Source organism: Candidatus Manganitrophus noduliformans, assembly GCF_012184425.1.
Lineage (GTDB): Bacteria > Nitrospirota > Nitrospiria > SBBL01 > Manganitrophaceae > Manganitrophus > Manganitrophus noduliformans.
The window spans coordinates 247,961-271,163 of sequence record NZ_VTOW01000004.1; the positions used below are offsets into that span (position 1 = coordinate 247,961).

Genomic DNA, 23,203 nt, shown 5'->3' on the forward strand with positions numbered 1-23,203 from the left:
CGTTTTGTCCAAAGGGTTGGGAGGAAAATAAGAAGCGTGATCGCGAAATTGCTCCGGCGCCTGGGGCTGGACCGTTCCGAGCTGCGGGCCTGGGCCATGTATGATTGGGCGAGCTCGGCCTTCACCACCACCATCGTCGCGGCGGTTTTTCCGATCTATTTCCAGCGGGTCGCGGGGGCCGATCTCGATCCGGCCGGCGCGACCACCCGCTTCGCCCTCGCCACCACCCTCGGGCTGATCCTCATCGCGGTCGCCTCGCCCCTTCTCGGCACCCTCGCCGACTACGCCGCCCTCAAGAAAAAAATGCTCGGCGCGTTCGCCGCCCTGGGGGTGGCCGCCACCGCCTGCATGGTCTTCATCCAGCGGGGCGACTGGCTCCTCGCGGCGGTGTTGTTCGTCCTCGGCAACATCGGGGCGGCCGGCAGCTACGTTTTCTACGATTCGCTCCTTCCCCACATCGCGCGCGAAGAGGAGATGGACCGCGTCTCCGCCGCGGGGTACGCCCTCGGCTATCTCGGCGGGGGGCTGCTGCTGGCGGTCAATCTGGCCTGCATCCAGATGCCCGAGCGTTTCGGGATTCCCGACGCCGGAACCGCCACCCGGCTCTCTTTCCTCAGCGTCGCGATCTGGTGGCTCCTCTTTTCCTTTCCGCTCTTCCGGCGGGTGCCGGAGCCGGCCGCGCGGACGGAGGCGGGGCCGCCCCGGGCAGGCCATTGGGCGACGATCGCTTTCGGCCGCCTGCGGGAGACCCTCCGCCATCTGCGCGGCTACAAGCAGGCTTTCCTGATGATGATCGCCTTCATGATCTACAACGACGGCATCCAGACGATCATCCGGATGGCCACCATCTACGGCGCGGAGATCGGCATCTCCCAGGGGGCGCTGATCCTGGCCCTCCTGATCACGCAGTTCGTCGGCATTCCCTTCGCGTTTCTCTTCGGCGCCCTCGCCGGAAAAATCGGCGCGAAGCGGGCGATCTTTCTGGCGCTGACGGTCTATGCCGGCATCACGGTGCTCGGCTATTTCATGACCACCGCCTTCCACTTCATGCTCCTGGCGATCCTCGTCGGCACCGTTCAAGGGGGGGCTCAGGCGCTGAGCCGCTCTCTTTTCGCCAGCATGATTCCGCGCCACAAATCGGCCGAGTTCTTCGGCTTCTTCGGCATTTTCGAAAAGTTCGCCGGGATCGCCGGCCCGGCCGTCTTCGCCTTTTCGATCTGGGCGACCGGCTCGACCCGCAACGCGATTTTGTTGATCGTTCTCTTTTTCGTGGCGGGGGGGATTCTTTTGTCGTTCGTCAAGGTGGAGGAGGGGCAGCGGGCGGCGCGGGCGGCGGAGGAGCGGGGGGGCGTTTGAATATTTCCAAATGATATGATAAAGTCCGCGGCGATGCGCACTTAAGCGGCTTAAGCCTCCGCTTTTGTGACCCGGTACGACCCGTGCCGCTTTGCTCGCCCGGGGTTCGTTCGGCTCTCTGTCCGGCCTCCCTCTCCCGATGAATCAGAGAAACCACTCCCATCCGCAGGTTTTATTAAAGAGCAACGGGGAGAGATGAAACCGAAAGGGCTCTTTCCTCATGCCTAAGAAAGACAAAAAATCGGCCGCTTCGGCGCCGGCCCGCCGAAAGGGAAACAGACCGGCCGTCCACCGGTCGGGACAGAACTATCGCGCCCTCCTTCAGAATTCTCCCGACGTCATCTCGAATCTGGATCGCCGCGGCACGATCTTGTTTATCAACCGGACATTGCCTGAATATACGGTCGAAAACGTCATCGGGACGAACGCCTCGGACTATCACGCGCCGGAGGAGGCGGCGCGGTTTCAGCGGCTATTGGAAAAAATGTTCGATTCCGGAGAGCCCCAGAGCGTGGAGATGGTTGCGGTCGGCCCCACCTATTGGCTCACCCGGATCTTCCCGATCCAGCGGGGCGGAAAAGTGGAGTCGGCCCTGGTCATCGCCACCGATATGACGGCGCAGAAGCGGACGGAACGGGCCCTTTTGGAAAGCAGCGAGCTCAACCGCCGGATGATCGAAGGGGTCTCGGCCGGGATCGTCCAGGTGGCGGCCGACGGGACGATTTGCATGGCGAATGAGAAGGCCCAGGAGATTTTGGGCCTCCGGTTTGACGCGCTGAAGAAATTATACGTCGCCGATTTCGACACCAAAACCGTTTGGGAAGACGGCACCCCGTGCGAGAGCAAGGACTACCCTGTTTCGAAATGCATGGAGACGGGGCGGCCCCAGCCGGGTGTGATCATCGGCGTCCGCCGTCCCGACGGGAGCACCTCCTGGGCGATCTACAGCGCCCTTCCGATGAGAGATCCGGACAACGGAAAACTTTCCGGCGCCATCGTCACCTTCGTCGAGATCACCGAGCGAAAGCGGGCGGAAGAGGCGCTGAAGAACTCTCGGCAGCAGCTGCGGGATCTCTCCGCGCGGCTGCAAACCATCCTGGAGGAGGAGCGGACGCGGATCTCCCGCGAGATCCACGACGAGCTGGGGCAACAGCTGACGATTCTGAAAATGGATCTCTCCTGGTTGAAGAAGCAATTGTCTCGAAATCAGAAACCGCTCCGGGAGCGGACCCAATCGATGGTCCATCTGGTCGACGCGACGATTCAAACCGTCCGAAAGATCTCGACGGAGATGCGGCCGGTGGTCCTCGATGATCTTGGGTTGACGGCGGCGATGGAATGGCAGGTCGAGGATTTCAAGCGCCGGACCGGAATGCGCTGCCGGTTCACCGCCCGGCCGGAGGAGATCACCCTCGACCGGGACCGCTCGACGACCGTTTTTCGGATCTTTCAGGAAACCCTCACGAACATCGTCCGGCACGCCGGCGCCGATAAGATCGACGTCCGGCTGGAGAAAAGGGGAGATCACCTCCTTCTGGAGGTCGGCGATAACGGAAAGGGGATCACCGAGGGGCAGATCGCCAATTCGAAATCGCTCGGACTGCTCGGCATCCGGGAGCGGGCGCTCCTCTGGGGGGGGACGGTGTCGATTCAGGGGGAGCCGGGGAAGGGGACGACCCTCTCGGTGAAGATTCCGCTTGCTCCGCCGGACGGGAGAAACGAATGCGTGTGACCCATTCCGTCATCGCGGCGGAGGCGGCGGCGGAAATCGCTGCGCGGGAGTACGACCTCGGCGCTCCGCTGACCGGCCGGCTTCTGAGTGACACCGCCAATAGCCATTACCTTCTCACGGCTGGCGAGGCAAGGTATGTCCTGCGCATCTACCGCCGAGGAAAGTCGTGGGTGACGAAGGAGTCCGACTACCGTTTCGAGCTGGAGTGGCTGGCTTATCTGCACGAACAGGGCCTGCCGGTGGCCTATCCGCTTCCGCGCCGGAACGGAGATCTTCTCGGGCTTCTCTGCGCACCGGAAGGGGAGCGTTATTATGCCCTCTTCAGCTTTGCCCCCGGCCGGATTGTTCATTCGATGGATGCCGGACAAAGCCGTCTTTTCGGCGAAGGGATCGCCCGGATTCATCTTGCCTCCGACCGTTTTCAGGCCAAGCAGACCCGCTTTCATCAAGATACCGACGAGCTCATCGACGCCACGCTGGCGCGCATCGAGACCTTTCTCGAAGGCCGGCGGCCGGAGGATGTCGCCTTCTTCCGCGCGCTCGCTTCCTCTTTAAAAGAGACCCTGCGGGGTCTGCCCCGATCGGCGCCGTTCTACGGCATTATCGGAGGGGATTTTCATGGGGGGAACCACTTCTTCTCTTCGGAGAATCGGCTCACCTTTTTCGACTTTGACATGTGCGGGTACGGCTGGCGCGTTTACGACCTGGCGAACTTTCTCCGGTCGACGAAGCTTCGGTCGGAGATCGGCACGACCTGGACCGACGTTTTGCAGGGCTATGAAAAGGTCCGTCCCCTCTCGGAGGCGGAACGCGCGGCGTTGCCTGCGATGGTAAAGGTGCGGCATCTTTGGATCATGGGGTTGCATACCACTTACAGCGATCAGTTGGGAGTGGGATGGCTCGGTGATCATTATTGGGAGCGGAATGTGGCGCGGTTGCGGGAGTGGGGGGAGGAGGAGGGTGGGGGGTGAACCGGTACGGGGGAGCATTAGATCTAAGATCCGCGGTGCAGACCGTCTTTCCTATCCGTTCAACCACAATTTTTACGGAACATCTCCCCAGAGGTATGGTATGATCCTGCGACACAAGGGAGGTACAACAAAATGATTCAAGTGACCGAAGCGGCCAGAAAGAAGATCGACGCGCTGACAAAGGACCAGGAGACACAAAAGAAGACAAAGATTGAGGGGCTTCGCCTGACGATGAAGGGGGGGGCGACGAAGACCGAGTATAGCCTCGCTTTTGTCGAAGCGGGCAAGCGGAAGGAAGACGATGTCGTGTCGGAGGCCGACGGCCTCGCCTTTTTTATGGAGCCGCGGGACGCCTCGTTTCTGGAAGATGTGAAGATCGACTTTGTCACCACGCTCGACCAGACCGGTTTTAAGGTCGACAATCCGAAGGGGGCGATGCCGGCGCCGTCCGCCGATTTAGACAACCCGGAGGCGAAAGCGATCCAACACCTCCTGAATACCGAGATCAATCCGTCGGTCGCCAGCCACGGCGGCGTAATCACCCTGGTGGGGGTGAAAGACCATATCGCCTATCTTCGCTTGGGGGGCGGGTGTCACGGTTGCGGGAGCGCGGAGGTGACGCTCAAGCAGGGGGTGATCGTCGCCATCAAGAAGGCGGTTCCTGAAATCGTCGATGTTTTGGATGTCACCGACCATGCCGGGGGGAAGAACCCCTATTTCGTCGCGCACAGATAACCACCCAAGATCCGTCTGCGAGGAGCAAAGTCGTGGGGCTGCTCGCCCCACCCCCCTTCGGATTCCCAGGGCAGCGGGGGCTACCGCCCCCCAGCACCCCCCACGGTCAGAACTCGCTCAACACACGGAAAGACACCGTGGATTGAGCTTCGACATGCTGACCTGAATTGGTCGATAATACGTCTGACAGAAGGAACGCAGGAGAATGGGGGGCACAGGACGCCCTCGACGCGCAGGCTCTTTGCTCTTGGATTTTAAATTCCTAATTCCTAATTTTCAGATTTCTGATTAGCTAACTCCAGCGGGAGATCCGCTTTGGAAGATCTGTCACACCCCACGCTTCACACATCTCTTTGAGCCGGCTCCGGGCCCCCTGCCACTTCAAATCATCGAGCTTCTCCTGGAGCGGAACGTCGTCGCGGAGCGTCGCGAGCTTCCGGTAGAGGAGCGCTTCCTCCCGGTGGGCGGCCAGGCTCTCCGCGAGACGCGCGGCGCGGCCGGGGCCGAGGCCGAATTGACTCGGGTCGTTCGGGATCGATTCGAGGTGTTCGTAACGCGCCAGCACGGCCGATGCGGACTTGGCCCCCCAGCCCGGAATGCCGGGATAGCCGTCGGCGGCATCTCCCACCAGCGCCAGCCAGTCGGGGATCGATGACGGACCCACGCCGAACTTTGCCACCACTCCCGGCGCATCCAATACCATGTCTCGCCGCCGGTCCCAACAGACGATCCGATTGCCGGAGACGAGCTGCGTCAGGTCTTTGTCGGGCGAGCCGATGACGATCTGTTCGACGGCGGGGTCGTTCTTCCACCTCATCGCGGCGGCGGCCAACGCATCGTCGGCTTCGAACTCCACCATCGGCCAGACGACCACGCCGAGAGCGGCGACCGCCTCTTCGGCCAGGGGGAATTGGGCGAGAAGGTCGGGATCGATCCCCGCGGAGGTTTTGTATCCTGGATAGAGGTCGTTGCGGAACGATTCGATGACATGATCGAAGGCGCAGGCGACGTGGGTCACCTCCGGCCTCGCCAGTAATGCGGCCAGGCTTCTTAAGAGGCCGAGGGTCGCGCCGATCTCTTGGCCGTCGGGGGCTTGCTTCGGCGGGGCGCCGAAGTGGTTTCGGAAGAGTTCGTAGGTGCCGTCGATCAGGTGGAGTTTCATTCGTTCGCGGCGTCCGAGGTTAACCCTGTTGGTTCTCAACCACCTTCGCGGAACGCACTTTCGCCGTATCGGGATTGGCCTGGGCATCCCGCAGGCCGCGCCGTTGCCGCAGCAGGTCCCAGCATTGGTCCAACTCCGTGGTGACTTCTTTGAGGCGTTGCATTTCCTCGTCGCTCAAGTTTTCGTTGGAATAGAGTTGGTGTTCCTCTTTTGCGAGCTCATCGATGTGTTTTAACACCTGTCCATCTTCCATCTTCAAACCTCCATCGATTGGGGAAGTATGATGCAATCTATATGACTCATTTTAGTTTAATGAAACGCATTTTTGTTTACAAGCCGGCGCGAGGTGAAAGATGTGGTGCCATCTCTGCAAGTCAATATTCAACCTAACCCCGAAACCTGATCTTGCATTACCACATATATGAGTGAATGCTTGATTGCAAGACCTGACCATCGTCCGTGTACTCGTCCGTGTAGATGCCGTCGATCAGGTGAATTTTCATCGGTGAGCATTCCTTAGAGTTGAAGCAAGGCATCATAGGGAAAGAAAACTGTTTTGTAAAGGCAGACAGATAACAAGGGAGTATCTAGTTGGAATAAGTGCTAGTTGATGAGGAGCATAATTGTGGCAAAAGAAACTTGACATGGAAATCCTCGCTATTATATGGTTAGGCCACTTTCCTAGTTATAGGGTATAGTACAAGGTACAGGTTAATTAGAGATTTAGGCTATGGCTGAGCCAGAGATAATCTATCAGGAAGGAAGCATCGTTTTAGTTGGTTCTTTTAATCCTGAGATTTTCCATCCATCATGGTTTGCCAAAAATGATCTAATACAGAAGGTAGAAGCGGAAGAGTCTAAGATCGAAGGTCTTGAAATCGTACATCGTGAGCTAACGAAGTTCTCGCTTAACTGGCTAAGTATACAGGTCGTTCATCAGAAATTTGTTGCTTTGACTTCAGATGTAGCACATTTTAATCCATTACGTGATCTTGTAATAATGACATTTGAAATACTGAAGCATACGCCAGTAAAACAACTTGGGATGAACCGAATCGTAGATTTCTCTTTTGAAGATGAGCAAGCATGGCATAAGGTAGGCGATACATTGGCACCAAAGGGAATATGGGAGAAATCTCTTTCCGGCCGTGTTGGTTTAACAGCACTCGGTGTGCAGAGTAAATTGACAAATGGTCTGCAGGGTTACACCAACGTGAACCTGCAGCCCTCGGCCAGAACAAAACATGGCGTTACTATTAATATCAATAACCATGTCGAAATTGCTGATGGGCAGAATATTGCGGCAATTCTTTCTGAACATTGGGTGACTTCAATGGACAAAGCGATAAAGATTGCCCAGACAACCCTCCGAGAGGTATTAACCTGATGGGAACGGCAGAAAATTCTTCTAACCCCCGCGATACAACGCAAAACTTACCTGAAAAACTGCTGATTGATGATTTTGTTAGAGGAACTGGAATTGTGAAAGATCCTCAAACACTTCGAGAACTAGAAATTAGTCCGACCATCCATCAGTTACTACAGTCTCCCCGACGTGCAGTGATCAAACCTGTCAGCCCGTCGAAAGGCCATTTCCGGCTTCTACAGTTATGGGAAGGGCGTATTATTGAAGTACATGAGAAAGATTTTACTTCTATTATTTCAGACCGAACCAATCCAGATTTTCCCAATGAAGAAGTAACACTCGATTTGGAAGAAGTACCCATTGACGATCTGCCACTAATTAAACTTGGTGCAGTGTTTTATTGGTCAGTTGGATATGCTGATCATCCGGGACGCCCTAGAGTGCGTGAGTCTCGGATCCGTTTCCGTCGTTTACCTAAATGGACACAGGCAGAACTAGACCGTGCCAAAGAAAAAGCAGAACAGCTCTCAACCTTCCTTACCAGTTCTTGAAACCACTCCTCCTGCCTCCGATGAATTAGAGATTTCCCTCTTTGGTCCAGGAGTAGGAGAGTGCATTGTTGCTCATTTAGGGCAAGGAGTCTGGATGGTCGTCGACTCCTGCTTTGAGGCAACTACAAAAGAACCAATTGCTCTTCATTATCTCAGAAAAATTGGTGTCGATCCTGCTACTGCCGTAAAAATAATAATTATTAGTCACTGGCACGACGACCATACGGCTGGTGCTTCACGCATGATCACCGTGTGCGAATCGGCGAAGGTTTTCTACTCAATTGCCCTGCTGGGAAAAGAATTCATTACTTTATATCAAGCTCTCGCAAGTCCTATCTCGCTGGTTGATCGTTACATATTAGGAGTCAGGGAGATGGCATCCATTGTGGAGGTTCTTAATCATCGAGCCCGGCTCAATCCTCGCAATAAGGCACAGATTCTACATCCAGTTATTGCCGATCGGTTACTTTTTCAAAGTCAAATCGGAACTGATGAGGTAAAAGTTTGGGCGCTTTCCCCATCAGGCGGATCTGTTCAAAAAGCTTTGATGGAAATTGGATCCCTAATCCCTACTGAAGGGGACGATAGAAGAGTTGTACCGAGATCTTCACAAAATCATAATGCGGTAGTCGTCTGGATTCAGTTTGGAGAACGAGCTATCCTCCTTGGATCAGACCTTCTTGAAACTGGCGACCCCTATACCGGATGGACGGCAATTGTAAACTCACAGCTTCGGCCCCAAGGAAAAGCCAATCTCTTTAAAATTCCTCATCATGGGTCACACACTGGACATTGTCATGAAGTCTGGACTGAGATGACGGAAGGGGACAACAGCCACGCCATTCTTACGACCTTTACCCGAGGACAATCGATTCCAACAAAAAAAGATATTGATAGACTCAAAGGTTACACTCAAAAGGTCTACTGTACTTTAGAGCCTAAATCGAAAACCCAAAAACGACCTCCTGCCGTTGAGAAAACCATTAAAGGAATGGTAAAGCAACGTAAGGTATTAGGTGGTGAAATGGGGCAGATTCAAGTGCGAATGAAAAGGAACTCCGAGATCCGATTGGCTCTAAAACCCCCAGCAATTTTATTGTAGTTTAGACAACGTGAATAATCCATCGAAGAAGTCAGTAACTGCGAAACTGCATCCTAATTACTGAGGTCTCACTTCAAGGGAGAAGCCCCCTTATCCAGGCCGGCTCCTCCCTCAGTTCATTACCACCTCACTTCAAGAATCAGATTAAAAGGCGTCTCGGCCGCGCGCCGAAAGTGCGTGAACCCCGCCTTGCGGAAGACCTCCGCCAGACGCGCCTCTCCCGCCTGCGCCCCGAGGACGAGACGCCCCCCCTCCGAGACCGCATGCGTACAACAGAGCGTCGTCGAGGCGGCGTAGTACAGCCGCGCCACCGGCGAAATGTTTTCTTCCACCCGGTCGTTGGCGAACGGCTCGATCAGCAGGACCGTGCCGCCGGGGGCCAGCACCTCGGCCGCGTGCCGGGCGTCGGCGACCGGATCGCCCATGTCGTGCAGGCAGTCGAAGAAACAGATCAGCCCGTACTGCTTGTCGGGGTAATTCATCGCCCCGGCGACATCGCCTGGAAAGCGCATCCGCGCTTCGCGAGCCCGCGGCGAAGCGCCGGGGGATTCGTCACATCTGCTGGGCGCATTATATTCTGAAGACACGCTGTTCATTTCCCCGGACATCCTGGAAGTCGTGCAGACGTGAGCCGCCTTCGGTTCATCGCGAGCGACGATCGACGATGACTTGTATCCTGGAATGCCGCTGCGATATAATGCCTAAATTGATAATGCAGCTGACAAAGAGTCGCTGTTGTTTGGATGCTGAGAGACCCACATGGATAATCTGGCGAGAAAGCCTGAAGGGGTTGAACCGGAAGATTTCCTGGCCGGAGGCGGGGAGATGGGGGCGCTGATACGCGCGCTCGACTGGTCGAAAACGCCGGTCGGCCCCCCGTCGCAGTGGCCCCAGAGCCTTCGCACGGCGGTCGGCATTCTCCTCAGCTCCCGGCATCCGATGTTCCTCTGGTGGGGACCGGAGCTGGTCCAGTTTTATAACGACGGATACCGGCCGATCCTCGGCACCACCAAACATCCCGCCGCCATGGGGCAGCGCGGCCGCGAATGCTGGAAAGAGATCTGGGAGATCATCTCGCCGATGCTGGAGACGGTCTTCGCCGGGGGATCGACCTACGTCCAGGACGGGCTCCTCTGCCTCTACCGCCACGGCTTTCTGGAAGAGAGCTACTTCAACTACGCCTACAGTCCCATCCGGGACGAGGTCGGCAACGTCGCCGGGGTCTTTGTCGCCTGCTCGGAGAGCACCCGACAGGTGATCGGAGAGCGCCGCCTCAAGTTGTTGAGCGACCTGGGGGGAAAGGCGTCCGAGGCGATCGATCCCGCGGAAGCGTGCGAGACCGCGGCGCGGCTCCTCTCCGCCGCCGGCCCGGACGTGCCGTTCGCGCTGATCTACCTCCTCGACCCGACCGGCCGCGCCGAGCTCGCCGGGAGCGCCGGGATGTCGGACGCCGGCGATGGCGGCGACCCCTCCCACTGGCCGATTGAGGAAGCGATTGCGACCGGCCAGCCGGTCTTCGTCGAAAACCTGGCGTCGCGATTCGGAAAACTGCCGGGAGGCCCCTGGCCGGAATCGCCTCAGAGGGCGCTCGTCCTTCCCCTTGTCCGCCCGGGGTCGGGGAAGGCGAGCGGCGCCGTCGTCGTCGGCATCAGCCCCCGGCTGGCCCTCGACGATCAATACCGAAGTTTCCTTGAATTGGTGGCGGGGCATATCACCACCGCCATCAACAACGCGCGGGCCCGCCAGGAGGAGCGCCGCCGCGCGGAGGCGCTGGCGGAGCTCGACCGGGCCAAGACCGCCTTCTTCAGCAACGTCAGCCACGAGTTTCGAACGCCGCTGACCCTGATGCTGGGGCCGATCGAGGAGGCGCTGGCCGACGCCGAATCACCGCTCCCCCCCGCCCAGCGGGAGCGGATCGAGCCGCTGCGCCGCAACAGTCTGCGGCTGCTCAAGCTGGTGAACGCCCTTCTCGATTTTTCCCGGATCGAAGCGGGGCGGGCCGAAGCCGCTTATGAGCCGACCGACCTCGCGCAGTGGACCGCCGACCTTGCGAGCGTTTTTCGCTCGACCATCGAGAAAGCGGGCATCCGCTTTACCGTGGAGTGTCCTCCACTCCCCGAGGCCGTTTATGTCGATCGGGAAATGTGGGAGAAGATCGTCTTCAACCTCCTCTCCAATGCATTCAAATTCACCTTTCAAGGGGAGATCTCCGTGGTACTCCGTTGGAAAGAAGATCGGGTCGTGCTTCAGGTCCGCGACACCGGGACCGGTATTTCCGAGGCGGATCTCCCGCATCTCTTCAAACGGTTTCATCGGATCAAAGGAGCGCGGGCCCGGACGCATGAAGGCTCCGGCATCGGGTTGGCGCTGGTGCAGGAGCTGGTCCGGCTTCACGGCGGGAGGATCGAAGCGGAGAGCCGGATCGATGAGGGGACGACCTTCACCCTTTCGATTCCGACCGGGTCGTCGCATCTGCCGCCCGACCGGATCGGACCGGCGCGAGCGGGCGCTTCGGCCCCCCTCGGCGCGGCGCCCTATCTGGACGAAGCGATGCGGTGGCTTCCGATGGAGCTTTCCGATTCAGGGCCGGCGCTTTTTGCTCCGTCTCTCCTCCCGGCGCTTGGAGGGGATCAGCCTGCCCTTCCGCTTCAAACCCCGCGCGCCCGCCTCCTTCTGGCGGACGACAACGCCGACATGCGGGACTATGTCCGCCGCCTCCTCAGCCCGCGCTGGGAGGTCGAGACGGTGGGAGACGGCGCCGCCGCGTTGGCCGCGGCCCGGGAGCGCCCCCCCGATCTGATGATCAGCGATGTGATGATGCCGGGGCTCGACGGCTTTCAGCTCCTTCGCGCGCTCCGCGCCGATCCGTGGACCAAGGAGATTCCGGTGATTCTCCTCTCCGCCCGGATCGGGGGGGAGTCGCGTCTGGAAGGGCTGGCGGCCGGCGCCGACGACTATCTGGTCAAGCCGTTCTTCGCCCGGGAGCTGATCGCCCGGGTGGAGGCCCATCTGGAGCTGGCCCGCGTCCGGCGGGAGCGGGACAAGGCCCTTCGCGAAAGCGAGTGGCGGTTCCGGACCCTGGCCGATACGCTGCCGACCCTCATCTGGATGTCGGGAACAGACAAACGGTGCACCTATTTCAATAAATCGTGGCTGGAGTTTACCGGAAAGACGATGGAGCAGGAGTTGGGGGACGGCTGGGCAGAAGGGGTCCACCCCGACGACCTCGCCCGCTGCCTCGACACCTACGTCACGGCGTTCGACGCCCGCCGCGCGTTTGAAATGGAATACCGGTTGAGACGCGCCGACGGGGAATACCGCTGGGTGTTCGATCTGGGGAAGCCTTGGTTTCATTCGGATGGCGCATTCGCGGGGTATATCGGCTCCTGCATCGACATTTCCGATCGGAGGGGGATGGAGGGGGCGCTGCGGAGGAAGACGGACGAAGCCGAAGAGGCGAGCCGCCTCAAGTCGCAGTTCGTCTCCAACGTCTCGCACGACTTGCGGACGCCGCTCGGCGCCATCCTCGGCTACACCCATCTTCTTTTGGCCGAGACGTATGGGCCGCTCGGGAAGGCTCAGAAGGAGCCGCTCGACGGGGTCCGGAGAAATGCGGAGAATCTCGTCAAAATGATCAACGATGTTCTCGATCTGGCCAAAATCGAATCGGGGAAAACGTTCTTGGATCTGGGGCCGGTCGACCTCGCTTCGCTGATCCGCGACATCCTGGAGGAGATCAAGCCGCTTTTGGAAAAAAGATCGCTTTCGATGCAGTGCGAGATCGAGGAGGGAGTTCCGGCCATCGAATCGGACAGAACGAAGATCCATCAGATCTTGACCAATCTTCTGTCCAATGCGATGAAATTCACCGAGGCCGGAGGGATCGCGATCCGGTTGAAAGATCAGCCATACACGGGGGGGATCGAAGTCGCCGTTCAAGACACCGGGATCGGAATTCTGCCCGAAGACCTCCCCAGAATCTTCGAGGCATTTTATCAAGCGGAAGGAAAGGGGAAATCGGCCGGAACCGGTCTCGGCCTCGCGATCGTCCGAGATCTGATCGGGCTTCTGGAAGGGAAGATCGGGGTCGAAAGCGAATTTGGAAAAGGGACGACCTTTACTGTTTTTCTTCCTTACCGCCTAAATGGGAAGAAAGAGTGATGGACGACGATCTGGAAACCCTGTCGCGGGAGCAGCTGATCGAAGAGGCCAGGAAACTGCGAAACGGCATCCGCCGGCATCGCGACAGCACGCAGCATGAACTCTGCTGGCATCACCCCGCCCTCTGGGGGCTTTTGCCGGAGAAGAGCGACCCCTTACCCGTCGTCCCCGATTGGCCGCAGTTCCTGCAAGGGTGCATCAAGTATCGCCAGTCGCTCGACGAACAGGCGCCCGGCGCCCCCCGGACAAAAGAACCTTATCCGGAATGATCGACGATAAATTTGGAATGGGGCTCTTCACCCCAAGCTCCACCTGCGACGATCAAAGTCGTGGGGCTGCTCGCCCCACCCCCCGCCGCGGGGGGTGCGTGCCCACCCCCCTTCGGATTCCCAGGGCAGCCGGGGGGAAAGTACCCCCCCAGCTCCCCCCGTCTACGGTCAGAACTCGCACAACGCACGGAAGAGCACCGTGGATTGTGCTTCAAACATGCTGACCTGATTCGGTCGATGAAACGTCTGACAGAAGAAACGCAGGAGAATGGGGGGCACAGGACGCCCTCGACGCGCAGGCTCTTTGCTCTCGGATTTCTAATTCCTAATTCCTAATTTTCAGATTCCTATCGTAGTTTTTTCAATACAAAACTGTAATCCTTATTACAGTCCTCCTGATAAGAAAGAAGATAAAGTCATTTATATTACTTTTGGCTCTTTTTCTGGTGGAGGAAATGAATGAGTGAGTCATCCATGGTGTCCCAGCCGCCGGTCTTTCAAACCCCACCCTCCACCCGCAAAGGGGAGATGCTCTATCGCACCCTCGGCCGCACCGGCGAGGAGGTCTCCCTGATCGGCCTCGGCGGATACCATATCGGCGATCCTCCCGACGAGGCGGAAGCGATCCGGATCATCCGCAAGGCGATCGACCACGGCGTCACCTTCATGGACAACTGCTGGGACTACCACGACGGCGGAAGCGAAATCCGGATGGGGAAAGCGCTGCGCGACGGCTATCGGGAGAAGGTTTTTCTGATGACCAAGATCGACGGCCGCACCAAAGAGGCCGCCGCCCAACAATTGGATGAATCGCTCCGGCGGCTGCAGACCGACCGGATCGACCTCCTCCAACACCACGAAATCATCCGCCTGGAAGATCCCGACCGGATCTTCGCCGAAGGAGGGGCGCACGAAGCGCTGCTGGAGGCGCGGCAGGCGGGGAAGATCCGCTATATCGGCTTTACCGGCCATAAAGACCCGCTCGTCCATTTGAGAATGCTGGAGATCGCGGAAAAATATAATTTCCGGTTCGATGCGGTCCAGATGCCGCTCAATGTGATGGACGCCCACTTCCGCAGCTTTCAAAACCGGGTCCTCCCCCTTTTGATCGAAGAGCAGATCGGGGTGCTCGGGATGAAATCGATGGGGGGGAAGATCATCCTGGAAAGCAAGGCGGCGACGCCGATCGAGTGCCTCCACTATGCGATGAACCTGCCGACGTCGGTCGTCATCACCGGGATCGACAGCCTGCCGATTCTCGATCAGGCGCTCGAAGCGGCCCGCACCTTCCGTCCGATGACGGCGGCCGAGGTAAACGCCCTCCTTCAGCGGACCGCCGGGGCCGCCGCCGAGGGGCGCTACGAACGCTTCAAGACCTCTTCGATGTTCGACGGCACCGCCCTCTCCCCGCAATGGCTCGGCTGAATGTGGGGGCCTGGAGAAAACAGGACCGGGGCGGTCTGTGCCGTGGCGGGAAGCGGACTCCTTTTTGCCGGGACCGCGCTCCATCCGATGGCGGCCGACCCCAACGATGCCGTGGCCGCATTCACCGAATACGCCGCCGATTCCCTCTGGGTCGCCAGCCATCTGACCCAGCTTGCGGGCGTCGCGCTGATGGTCGCGGCGCTTCTCCTCCTCGCCCGGCAGCTGGAGTCGGGGACGGGCGCCGGCTGGGCGCGCATCGGGGGGGCCGGAGCGATTGCCGGTCTCGCCTTGGCCGCCGCACTGCAGGCGGTGGACGGAATCGCCCTGAAGGTCATGGTGGACGCCTGGGCCGCCGCGCCCGCATCGCAGAAAGAGAACGCCTTCCACGCGGCGTTTGCCGTCCGCCAGGTGGAAGTCGGCTTGGCCGGGATGTTCTCCCTGTTATTGGGTGTCACGGCGGCGGTGTATGGCGGCGCGCTGCTGGCGGACGGCCGGTATCCGAGGTGGATCGGTGCGCTTGCCGTCATCGGAGGGGCGCCCACGGCGGCGGCCGGCGTGGTGATCGCCTATACCGGATTTTCCAGGCGCGCGATGGCGATCAATATGCCGGCGAATTCCGTCCTGCTGGTGTGGATGCTCGCGCTCGGCGTCTGCATGTGGCGCCGCGGGGAGACCCGACGCGAACGTTAGCCTCACGATCGCGAATTGCAATTTGAAATCCGATCGATTAATATTCTAAAATTAAATCCGACCCGCCGAAGCGGCCCCGCTGCAAACGATCAGAGAGCGCGCGTGCGAACCACCGTACAAAGTCAAACGGGACTTCAGAAAAAAACATCTTCCCACCCGGCGGGACCGGACAGAACCCCCTCCGTTCCCGAAGATCACCTCGCTTCTCTCCTTCTCCTGCAACAGAAGATCGGAAATCAGGCCGCCCTGCGGCTTCGGACGAAGCTCGCCGTCAGCGCTCCCGGCGACAGCGATGAACGGGAGGCCGACCGGATCGCCGAAGCGGTGATGCGGATGCCGGACGAAGCGGCCGGCGAGCTCTCCGATTCGAAGGGGGAGCGGCTGCAGAAAAAATGCGCCCCCTGCGCCGGCGGGGAGGGGCCCTGCCCGAAATGCGCCGCGGAGGAAAAGCTCTCGATGAAACGGGAGAGGGCCGATCCGGCCGGGCCTTCCGCCGCGCCGCCGATCGTCCATGCGGCGCTTCGCTCCGCGGGGCGGCCGCTCGATCCGGCGACGCGTGCCTTCATGGAGCCGCGCTTCGGGTACGACTTCGGCCATGTGCGGGTCCATACCGGCGCGGAAGCGGCGGCGTCGGCCCATGCGGTGAATGCCTTCGCCTATACGGTGGGAAGGGATCTGGTCTTCGGGGCGGGCCAATACGCGCCGCAAACCGACCGGGGGCAACGGCTCTTGGCGCATGAGCTGGCGCATGTGGTCCAGCAAGGGAGCACCGGCCGGCCGGCGATCCAGCGCCTGAGCTACACGGAGGATGCGTCACGTTGCACCCTCACCGCCCACTACACCGCCTCGCTCGCCTTCTTGGCCTCATCGAGCCACGGGTGGACGCCCGCGCGGGAGGAGACCTTCATGACGGAGCTCAAGAGCGCGATCGAAACGACGTTCAACGCGAACCCCTACCGCATCACCCCCTCCGCGAGCAGCTACAGCAGCCTGATGGGGTTGTGGACCTCCGCTTGCCCCTGTCACGGCACCGGGTTTTCGCCGCGCGTCGACCTCACGGCGCGGCGCGGGGGGATCAATTCGCGCTCCGGCGACTGGAATACGACCGTGTTCGCGAACCCGACCGGCACGTTCCATCGGTCGAGCGCGGGAACCACGTCCGACGAGCTCGGCTTCCTAGACGAGGCCGATGTCCGATCGTCCGGCGGCCAAACGCCGGCCGTGCACGAGTTCGGGCATTCGATCGGTTTGGAGCACCCGGGGCGGGGGATCGCCGGGATCGCGCGAAGCTCGGAGGCGGAGTATCAGTACACCGGGCCCGACATCCACGGGCGGCCGGTGGCCGGAAGCGACCTGATGGGGGAAGGGATGGGGCTGCGCCAGTTTTATTTCAACCGCTGGCTCCAGCGCCTGCAGAGCGACTACCCCGATTGCAATTACAATTTCGTTTGATCTAAGAGAGGGTAAAAGGATCGGCCATGGGCGGCGCGAACCGCCCGATGAAAGACGCCATCCGATAAGGTTACTTCGATCCTATTATTGACTCGTCGTCGCGGTCGGATTTAACCTGAAGTCAGGAAGTCAAAAAACGACTTTTAGGAAATCGCAACGAGGGGAGGAGAGAAGATGAAACCATATCTGCTCATCGCAATCATGCTATCGGTCTTACTCGCCACAGGCGCGCCGAGTGCTCAGGAGAAACCGGCGGCCGGAATCGTCGATAAGGGGCCGGAGCATCATCTGACCTATCGGCCCGGAAAGATCGAATGGAAGGATGCGCCCGCGTCTCTCGAACCGGGGGCGCAGTTCGCCGTATTGGAGGGGAATCCCGGCGAGCAGGAGGTCTTCACCCTGCGGATCAAGATGCCGGACGGTTATTTCATCTCGCCGCACTGGCATCCGAACGTGGAGCGGGTGACGGTGATTTCCGGCGTGTTTCACCTCGGCTCCGGTGAGACGCTGAATCGAGAGGCGGCGGAACCGCTCCAGGCCGGGAGTTATACCTCTCTGCCGCCGGAGACGCGTCATTACGCTATCGCCGAAGGGGAGACGGTCATTCAGCTCACCTCCGTCGGTCCGTGGGTAATCAACTATGTCGATCCTGAGGACGACCCGCGTCTGAGGAAGTGACCGCTGGATGCCATCATGACGGATTTTTCAATGAGGAATCTTCCATGAGCGCCCCGCTTCGCGTCGTCTGCTCCCACTGCAACGCCACCAACCGCGTCCCGCCGGAGCGTCTCGGCCAGGGGCCGAAATGCGGCCGATGCCATCAGCCCCTCTTTACCGGCCGTCCGGTGGAGCTGAACGAAGCCGCCTTCGCGCGCCAGATCGCAAGCAGCGACATCCCGGTGGTCGTCGATTTCTGGGCCCCCTGGTGTGGGCCTTGCCACATCATGGCCCCCGAATTCGAAAAGGCGGCCGGGATGCTCGAGCCCCATGCGCGCTTCGCGAAGGTGAACACGGAAAAAGAGCAAGGCCTCGCGGCGCGTTTCAACATCCTCGGCATTCCCACGACGGTCCTCTTTCGGAACGGGCGGGAAGTCGCGCGCCAGTCGGGCGCGATGAACGCGGCGGCGATTGCGAAGTGGGTCCAAGGGAACATCGGGGGGCAAAGTAAAGCCGTCTGAGATTCCCTGTCAAGTAAGACACGCCGAAATTTCGAAGGATCTTCTCCGTTCTTCTTTACAAAAAAGAAACTCTTTGTTAGACTTCGCTGCTGTAACCGCTCGGTCGGAGATCACTCAAACCCATATAAAAAACAGAATCGACCTCGGAAGTAGGGATTACCCCGCCTGATTGGATGAGTCATTGCGTCGGCCGGCCCACTCGAAGGGATTCTAGAAAGCCGCCTCTTTATGCTGGTCGAACCAAACGAGATTGCAACCGAAAAAAGCGCGCGCCAACGGACCCGTCCCTGGTTCGAGATCCGCTCCTCTAAAATCCAGGGGTCCGGCGCCTTCGCCCTCCGGCCGATTTCAAGCGGAACGCGGATCATCGAATATACCGGAGAGCGGATCACCCACGCGCAAGCGGACGCCCGCTACAACGACATCGAAATGGAGCGGCACCACACCTATCTCTTCGCCGTCGACGAGCAGACCGTGATCGACGCCACCCACGAAGGGAACGACGCCCGGTACATCAACCACTCCTGCGACCCCAACTGCGAATCGGTCGTTGAAGAGGGCCGGGTCTTTATCGATGCGATCCGGGATATCGCCGCCGGGGAAGAGCTCTTCTTCGATTACGCCTACGAAAGAGACGGGGAAGAAGACCCGGAAGCGGAGAAACGATACGCCTGCCAATGCGGCACGCCAAACTGCCGCAAAACAATCCTCGCCCCGCGCGAGGAAGAGACCGAATCAGACGACCCATCATGAAGGTGACCCGCCTGCGTCTGTTTTTAGAATCAAACGTTTGATCGACCCCATCAGCAATGAAGAATTCAATTCCTCATTCGTCATTCTTAATTGATCTGCTGCGACAGCGTCCCGACCTCACCCGCCTAAAATTGACAGATCGATCTCTCCCGATATACTTGGATCGAATTCTTCCCCCCTTGAAGAGGCCTCCATGCAATCAGAAACAAAGTCGATCGATCCGTTCGGCCGGGCGGCGCACGTGTGCGGATGGATCGCCGCCTCCATCGGCGGCGTCGCCCTGCTCGGCTGGATGATCCGGTTTCATCTGCTCGCCAGCATCCGGCTGGAGTATATCCCGATGGCCCCCAACACCGCCCTCGCGTTTATGCTGCTGGGGAGCGCGCTCCTCATCCGCGTGCATCGTCCCGCCTGGCCGCCGGGGCAAACGTTTGGAAAGGGGGCGAGCCTCCTTGTGTTGATGCTGGCCGCCCTCACCCTCGGCCAGCATCTTTTCGGTTTCCAAATCAATATCGATCAGTGGCTGGTGAGCAGCTCCGAGAAGTTCGGCGCGGTCCTCATCGGACGGATGTCTCCCGTGACGGCGGCGAACTTCCTTCTCGCCGGCTTCTCGCTTCTTCTCGCCTTGACCGCCTCCGCGGAGAAGCCGCGCCGGCGCGGCATGGCCGCCGTCTTCGCAACGGGGGTGGTGTCGGTCGGCTCGGTCGTCATTCTGGGATATTTATATCGAACCCCGCTTCTTTACGGCGGCACGGTCATCCCGGTGGCCCTGACGACGGCGATCGCTTTTCTGGTTCTCGGCATCGGGATTGTCGCGGTCTGCGGCCCCGGCGTCTGGCCGCTCCGCTCCTGGATCGGCCGGTCTACCCAGGCGCGCTTGATGCGGGTCTTCCTCCCTTTTACGGTCGGGGTCATTTTGGTCGCCGGCTGGCTCAATACCCTCAGTCTCCAAAAGGTTGCGAATCCGGCGATGGTGGCGGCGCTGCTCGCGTTGGTCTCCGTTTTCGTGATGAGCGTGATTGTCTCGCAGCTCTCCCGGATCATCGGGGGGGCGATCGACCGGGCGGATGCGGAGCGCAAGGCGGCGGAAGGGGAAGTGCGGGCGTTGAATGAGGATCTGGAGCGCCGCGTCGCCGAGCGAACGGCGCAGCTTGAGGCGGCGAACAAGGAATTGGAAGCGTTCAGCTACTCCGTCTCGCATGACCTGCGGGCGCCGCTGCGCCACATCAGCGGATTCGTCGAAATGCTGCAAGAACATCAAGAGGGGCAACTCGACGAAAAGGGCCGGCGTTACATTCAGACCATCACCCGCTCGGCGGAGAAAATGGGGACCTTGATCGACGACCTCCTCCTTTTTTCGCGGGCGGCAAAGACCGAGATGCGGATCGGCAGGGTCCGGCTTGATCGCCTTGTTCAGGAGGTGATTCAACAACTGCAGCCGGATGTCGGCGGGCGCGAGATCGCCTGGACGATCGGGCCCCTTCCCGAGGTGGAGGGGGACGCCGCCCTGCTGCGGCAGGTCTGGACCAATCTGATCGGCAACGCGGTGAAGTATACCCGAACCCGCGCCCGGGCCGAAATCGAGATCGGCGTTACCTCGAAAGGGGAAGAGGACATTTTTTTTATTCGGGACAACGGCGCGGGTTTCGACCCGAAATATGCCGGCAAGCTCTTCGGCGTTTTCCAGCGGCTGCATCGCGCCGACGAGTTCGAGGGGACCGGCATCGGGCTGGCCAACGTCCGCCGGATCGTCCACCGCCACGGCGGCCGGACCTGGGCCGAAGGAGAGGTCGATCAAGGGGCCGTTTTTTATTTTTCGTTGCCAAAGAATTTGTTTGATGAATCGAGAGAAACGGGCCTGCGGATGGAATTGCACTCCTAATCCGTCGTTCCAAATCCTGCTTCATCCTCGTTGATTTTCACAGATTCCATCCTTTGGCCGGCGCCGTATCGGTGAACCAGGCATTCAGCTCGGACGGGGGAAGGGGAGGGCTGATGTGATATCCCTGCGCCGCGTCGCAGTCGAGCGCGGCGAGTTTTTCCAGCACCTCTTCGCTTTCCACCCCCTCCGCCACCACTTTGAGGCCGAGATTGTGGGTGAGCTCGATCGTCGAGCGGACGATGATGGCATCCTCTTCGTCGGTCGCCATTTCCTTCACGAACGATTTGTCGATTTTGATCTGATGGACCGGCAGCTTTTTCAGATACCCTAAAGAGGAATACCCGGTGCCGAAATCGTCGATCGAGAGCTGAATGTCCATGTTGTTCAGATGGGTTAAGGTCTCCATCGCCTGCGCGGGGTTGACCATCAGGGCGCTTTCGGTGATTTCCAGATTCAGAGAGGCCGATCCCACGCCGCTGGCCTCCAACAATTCCGCGATTTGATCCGGAAGTTTCGGATCTTCAAGGTTCCGAGCGGATAAATTGACCGCCACATTGGGAGCCTTCCCTTCCCGCTGCCAAATCTTGCATTGAGCGAGCGCGGTCTTCACCACCCAAAGGGTGAGCGGTTGAATGAGTCCGGAATGTTCCGCAGTCGTAATGAATTGATCGGGGGGGATCACACCGTACTGAGGATGTTGCCAGCGGACCAGCGCCTCCACCCCGATCACCCGTCGGGTCCAGAGGTGGATCTTGGGCTGATAGACCAGAAAGAGATGGTTGTTCTCAATCGCCTCGCGCAGCTCTCCGAGGAGGGCGAGGCGGCGCGGGCTGTGTTTGTCCACCTTCGAGGAGTAAAGGGCGACCCCTTTTTTGTTCTCCTTGGCGACATACATGGCGATGTCGGCGTGCTGAATCAGGCTGTCGGGATTTTCGCCGTGCTCCGGCGAGAGGGCGATGCCGATGCTCGCCTCGATCACGATCGGAATCCCTTCGATCAAAAAAGGCTTCTCCAAGGCTTTGAGAAGCCGGCCCGCGGCGAGGGCCGCCTGTTCGGAATCGATCCGGGGGAGCATCACGGCGAATTCATCCCCGCCCAAACGTGCGATCGTATCGGAGGGTTGCAGGACCGCGTGCAGCCGCGGCCCGATCTGTTGCAATAACGCGTCGCCCCGATGGTGCCCCAGGGTGTCGTTGATCTCTCTGAAGCGGTCTAAATCAAGAAGGAGCAGGCCGACCGATTTATTTTCATCGGCGGCGGCCGGAATCGCCTGCTGCAGCCGGTCGTGTAAAAGGGTTCGGCTGGGAAGAGCGGTCAGGGTGTCGTAATAGGCCATCTGTTTGATCGTCGCCTCCGCGCGCTTGCGCTCGGTGATGTCGGCGATGATCCACATGACGCCGCTGATCTCTCCCTTGTTGTTGCAGAGAAGGGAGGTGGAGATGCTGGTGTCGATCAAGACGCCGTCTTTCCTTTTATACCGGCGCTCCAAGTTGACGAATCGCTTCACCTCCCTGTCCCGGGTCTCTTTCTTTGTCTCTTCCGGGCGAATGGGGATCGGACGTCCCAGGACCTCCCGCGCGCTCCAGCCGAGGATCTGCTCGGCGGCCGGATTCCACATCCGAACATTTCCAGTCGGATCGATCACAATGATGGCGAGCGGCGACGACTGGACGACCGCCTCCAGGGTCTGATTGCTCTCCTGAAGCGCTTCCTCCGCTTTCTTCCGCTCCCGCCGCACCTCGGCTTCACGCAGCTCCCGGTTTACGGCGGGAATCAGCCGTTTTAAATTCCCTTTGATGATGTAGTCATCGGCACCCGCCTTCATCGCCGCCACGGCCCGGTCTTCCCCGATCGTCCCCGACACGAAAAGAAAGGGGGTGTCGTTCCCGCGCTCTCTCAAGAGGGCCAGCGCTTCCGTTCCTTTAAATTGCGGCATCGTGTAATCGGAGAAGACGATGTCCCACCGACGGTTGTCCAACGCCGCTTGCAGCGATTCCCGCGTTTCAACCCGTTCATGGATCGGGTCATACCCCCCTTTCTGAAGTTCCCGCAACAGCAGCTCGGTATCTTCTTCGGAGTCTTCGACGATAAGGGTATGAATCTGAATCGGTAAGGCCATGTTTACCTCTCAGTGGATGTTATTTGGATCTTCTGTCGCGCCGTCGTGATTTCGTGGATTCTGTCGAAATAGACCCGGTCGGATCACTCGTGTTCGATTCAAGAGGCGAGGGCGCGGATTGATGCCGATTAGTATACCATTCAGGAGTGAGACGCGCGCCGTTGATGATATGGAATTAATCGGAAGGGACCGCCGTTGGTTGGAAGATATCTTTCACCGCTGTTTTACCAAGATCAAAAATAGGAGCGGTTTTTTACTACAGGGAAGAAGGTGGAAAAATAAGATCGAGGCCTAAACAA

Annotated in this window: 19 protein-coding genes and 1 pseudogene; 16 read left to right on the forward strand and 4 right to left on the reverse strand. The window is 59.4% G+C overall.

Going from position 1 to position 23,203, the window contains the following annotated elements; genetic code table 11:
- The first annotated feature begins 36 nt into the window (after positions 1-36).
- From MNODULE_RS19520 to MNODULE_RS19535, 4 genes are all read left to right on the forward strand, one after another.
- The gene (locus MNODULE_RS19520) at positions 37-1,356 is read left to right on the forward strand and encodes an MFS transporter (RefSeq protein ID WP_202882274.1); all 1,320 of its coding nucleotides are present in this window, start codon (positions 37-39) and stop codon (positions 1,354-1,356) included.
- Positions 1,357-1,576: 220 nt separating this feature from the next.
- Positions 1,577-3,088: a PAS domain-containing sensor histidine kinase gene (locus MNODULE_RS19525; protein ID WP_168062851.1), complete on the forward strand. Its 1,512-nt coding sequence runs from the start codon at positions 1,577-1,579 to the stop codon at positions 3,086-3,088.
- The gene (locus MNODULE_RS19530) at positions 3,079-4,059 is read left to right on the forward strand and encodes a phosphotransferase enzyme family protein (protein WP_168062852.1); all 981 of its coding nucleotides are present in this window, start codon (positions 3,079-3,081) and stop codon (positions 4,057-4,059) included. The genes MNODULE_RS19525 and MNODULE_RS19530 overlap by 10 nt, the downstream gene beginning before the upstream one ends.
- A gap of 132 nt (positions 4,060-4,191) precedes the next feature.
- The gene (locus MNODULE_RS19535; protein ID WP_202882275.1) at positions 4,192-4,794 is read left to right on the forward strand and encodes a NifU family protein; all 603 of its coding nucleotides are present in this window, start codon (positions 4,192-4,194) and stop codon (positions 4,792-4,794) included.
- A 292-nt stretch (positions 4,795-5,086) separates the two neighbouring features.
- Here MNODULE_RS19535 and MNODULE_RS19540 read toward each other — a convergent pair whose 3' ends face one another.
- Both MNODULE_RS19540 and MNODULE_RS19545 read right to left on the reverse strand, forming a co-directional pair.
- Complete coding sequence (locus MNODULE_RS19540; RefSeq protein WP_168062853.1) at positions 5,087-5,956, reverse strand: 5'-3' exonuclease; 870 nt, start codon at positions 5,954-5,956, stop codon at positions 5,087-5,089.
- A gap of 19 nt (positions 5,957-5,975) precedes the next feature.
- Positions 5,976-6,209 carry a DUF2630 family protein gene (locus tag MNODULE_RS19545; RefSeq protein WP_168062854.1) on the reverse strand — a complete coding sequence of 78 codons (234 nt, stop codon included), beginning with the start codon at positions 6,207-6,209 and terminating at the stop codon, positions 5,976-5,978.
- 477 nt (positions 6,210-6,686) lie between these two features.
- Between MNODULE_RS19545 and MNODULE_RS19550 the strand changes: the two genes are divergently transcribed.
- From MNODULE_RS19550 to MNODULE_RS19560, 3 genes are read left to right on the forward strand one after another with little or no spacing between them, the layout of a single operon-like run.
- Positions 6,687-7,343: a hypothetical protein gene (locus MNODULE_RS19550; RefSeq protein ID WP_168062855.1), complete on the forward strand. Its 657-nt coding sequence runs from the start codon at positions 6,687-6,689 to the stop codon at positions 7,341-7,343.
- A complete protein-coding gene (locus MNODULE_RS19555) occupies positions 7,343-7,873 on the forward strand; it encodes a hypothetical protein (protein WP_168062856.1) in 531 nt (176 codons plus the stop codon). Before MNODULE_RS19550 ends, MNODULE_RS19555 begins: the two co-directional genes overlap by 1 nt.
- Positions 7,824-8,975 (forward strand): ComEC/Rec2 family competence protein, encoded by a 1,152-nt coding sequence (locus tag MNODULE_RS19560; RefSeq protein WP_168062857.1) that lies wholly within the window; start codon positions 7,824-7,826, stop codon positions 8,973-8,975. The genes MNODULE_RS19555 and MNODULE_RS19560 overlap by 50 nt, the downstream gene beginning before the upstream one ends.
- A gap of 119 nt (positions 8,976-9,094) precedes the next feature.
- Here the strand turns inward: MNODULE_RS19560 and MNODULE_RS19565 are convergent.
- Positions 9,095-9,466, reverse strand: a pseudogene (locus MNODULE_RS19565) (methyltransferase domain-containing protein); the annotation flags it as partial.
- Positions 9,467-9,734: 268 nt separating this feature from the next.
- Here MNODULE_RS19565 and MNODULE_RS19570 point away from each other — a divergent pair.
- The 9 genes from MNODULE_RS19570 to MNODULE_RS19610 all read left to right on the forward strand — a co-directional run bounded on the left by MNODULE_RS19570 (position 9,735) and on the right by MNODULE_RS19610 (position 20,785).
- Entirely contained in the window at positions 9,735-13,136 is a 3,402-nt protein-coding gene (locus MNODULE_RS19570) for an ATP-binding protein (protein ID WP_168062858.1), read from the forward strand.
- On the forward strand, positions 13,136-13,405 hold the full coding sequence (locus MNODULE_RS19575; protein ID WP_168062942.1) for a hypothetical protein: 270 nt from the start codon (positions 13,136-13,138) through the stop codon (positions 13,403-13,405). Before MNODULE_RS19570 ends, MNODULE_RS19575 begins: the two co-directional genes overlap by 1 nt.
- A gap of 459 nt (positions 13,406-13,864) precedes the next feature.
- Positions 13,865-14,830, forward strand: coding sequence for an aldo/keto reductase (locus tag MNODULE_RS19580; protein WP_202882278.1), 966 nt, complete (start codon positions 13,865-13,867; stop codon positions 14,828-14,830).
- Between the two features lie 42 nt (positions 14,831-14,872).
- On the forward strand, positions 14,873-15,520 hold the full coding sequence (locus MNODULE_RS19585) for a hypothetical protein (protein ID WP_202882279.1): 648 nt from the start codon (positions 14,873-14,875) through the stop codon (positions 15,518-15,520).
- A gap of 102 nt (positions 15,521-15,622) precedes the next feature.
- Positions 15,623-16,972: an eCIS core domain-containing protein gene (locus MNODULE_RS19590; protein ID WP_202882280.1), complete on the forward strand. Its 1,350-nt coding sequence runs from the start codon at positions 15,623-15,625 to the stop codon at positions 16,970-16,972.
- 174 nt (positions 16,973-17,146) lie between these two features.
- Positions 17,147-17,650 (forward strand): cupin domain-containing protein, encoded by a 504-nt coding sequence (locus tag MNODULE_RS19595; protein WP_168062860.1) that lies wholly within the window; start codon positions 17,147-17,149, stop codon positions 17,648-17,650.
- A 44-nt stretch (positions 17,651-17,694) separates the two neighbouring features.
- On the forward strand, positions 17,695-18,150 hold the full coding sequence (gene trxC / locus MNODULE_RS19600) for a thioredoxin TrxC (protein WP_168062861.1): 456 nt from the start codon (positions 17,695-17,697) through the stop codon (positions 18,148-18,150).
- A 228-nt stretch (positions 18,151-18,378) separates the two neighbouring features.
- Positions 18,379-18,903 (forward strand): SET domain-containing protein, encoded by a 525-nt coding sequence (locus tag MNODULE_RS19605; RefSeq protein WP_168062862.1) that lies wholly within the window; start codon positions 18,379-18,381, stop codon positions 18,901-18,903.
- 193 nt (positions 18,904-19,096) lie between these two features.
- A complete protein-coding gene (locus MNODULE_RS19610; protein ID WP_202882281.1) occupies positions 19,097-20,785 on the forward strand; it encodes a sensor histidine kinase in 1,689 nt (562 codons plus the stop codon).
- Between the two features lie 37 nt (positions 20,786-20,822).
- Here the strand turns inward: MNODULE_RS19610 and MNODULE_RS19615 are convergent, their stop codons facing one another.
- A complete protein-coding gene (locus MNODULE_RS19615; protein WP_168062863.1) occupies positions 20,823-22,904 on the reverse strand; it encodes a putative bifunctional diguanylate cyclase/phosphodiesterase in 2,082 nt (693 codons plus the stop codon).
- Positions 22,905-23,203 lie beyond the last annotated feature (299 nt).

Excerpts from the sequence above, each read along its gene's own strand:
- MNODULE_RS19525 (WP_168062851.1), top strand. The coding sequence starts at position 1,577 with ATGCCTAAGAAAGACAAAAAATCGGCCGCTTCGGCGCCGGCCCGCCGA.
- MNODULE_RS19530 (WP_168062852.1), top strand. The coding sequence starts at position 3,079 with ATGCGTGTGACCCATTCCGTCATCGCGGCGGAGGCGGCGGCGGAAATC.
- MNODULE_RS19535 (WP_202882275.1), top strand. The coding sequence starts at position 4,192 with ATGATTCAAGTGACCGAAGCGGCCAGAAAGAAGATCGACGCGCTGACA.
- MNODULE_RS19540 (WP_168062853.1), bottom strand. The coding sequence starts at position 5,956 with ATGAAACTCCACCTGATCGACGGCACCTACGAACTCTTCCGAAACCAC.
- MNODULE_RS19545 (WP_168062854.1), bottom strand. The coding sequence starts at position 6,209 with ATGGAAGATGGACAGGTGTTAAAACACATCGATGAGCTCGCAAAAGAG.
- MNODULE_RS19550 (WP_168062855.1), top strand. The coding sequence starts at position 6,687 with ATGGCTGAGCCAGAGATAATCTATCAGGAAGGAAGCATCGTTTTAGTT.
- MNODULE_RS19555 (WP_168062856.1), top strand. The coding sequence starts at position 7,343 with ATGGGAACGGCAGAAAATTCTTCTAACCCCCGCGATACAACGCAAAAC.
- MNODULE_RS19570 (WP_168062858.1), top strand. The coding sequence starts at position 9,735 with ATGGATAATCTGGCGAGAAAGCCTGAAGGGGTTGAACCGGAAGATTTC.
- MNODULE_RS19575 (WP_168062942.1), top strand. The coding sequence starts at position 13,136 with ATGGACGACGATCTGGAAACCCTGTCGCGGGAGCAGCTGATCGAAGAG.
- MNODULE_RS19580 (WP_202882278.1), top strand. The coding sequence starts at position 13,865 with ATGAGTGAGTCATCCATGGTGTCCCAGCCGCCGGTCTTTCAAACCCCA.
- MNODULE_RS19595 (WP_168062860.1), top strand. The coding sequence starts at position 17,147 with ATGAAACCATATCTGCTCATCGCAATCATGCTATCGGTCTTACTCGCC.
- trxC (WP_168062861.1), top strand. The coding sequence starts at position 17,695 with ATGAGCGCCCCGCTTCGCGTCGTCTGCTCCCACTGCAACGCCACCAAC.
- MNODULE_RS19605 (WP_168062862.1), top strand. The coding sequence starts at position 18,379 with ATGCTGGTCGAACCAAACGAGATTGCAACCGAAAAAAGCGCGCGCCAA.
- MNODULE_RS19610 (WP_202882281.1), top strand. The coding sequence starts at position 19,097 with ATGCAATCAGAAACAAAGTCGATCGATCCGTTCGGCCGGGCGGCGCAC.
- MNODULE_RS19615 (WP_168062863.1), bottom strand. The coding sequence starts at position 22,904 with ATGGCCTTACCGATTCAGATTCATACCCTTATCGTCGAAGACTCCGAA.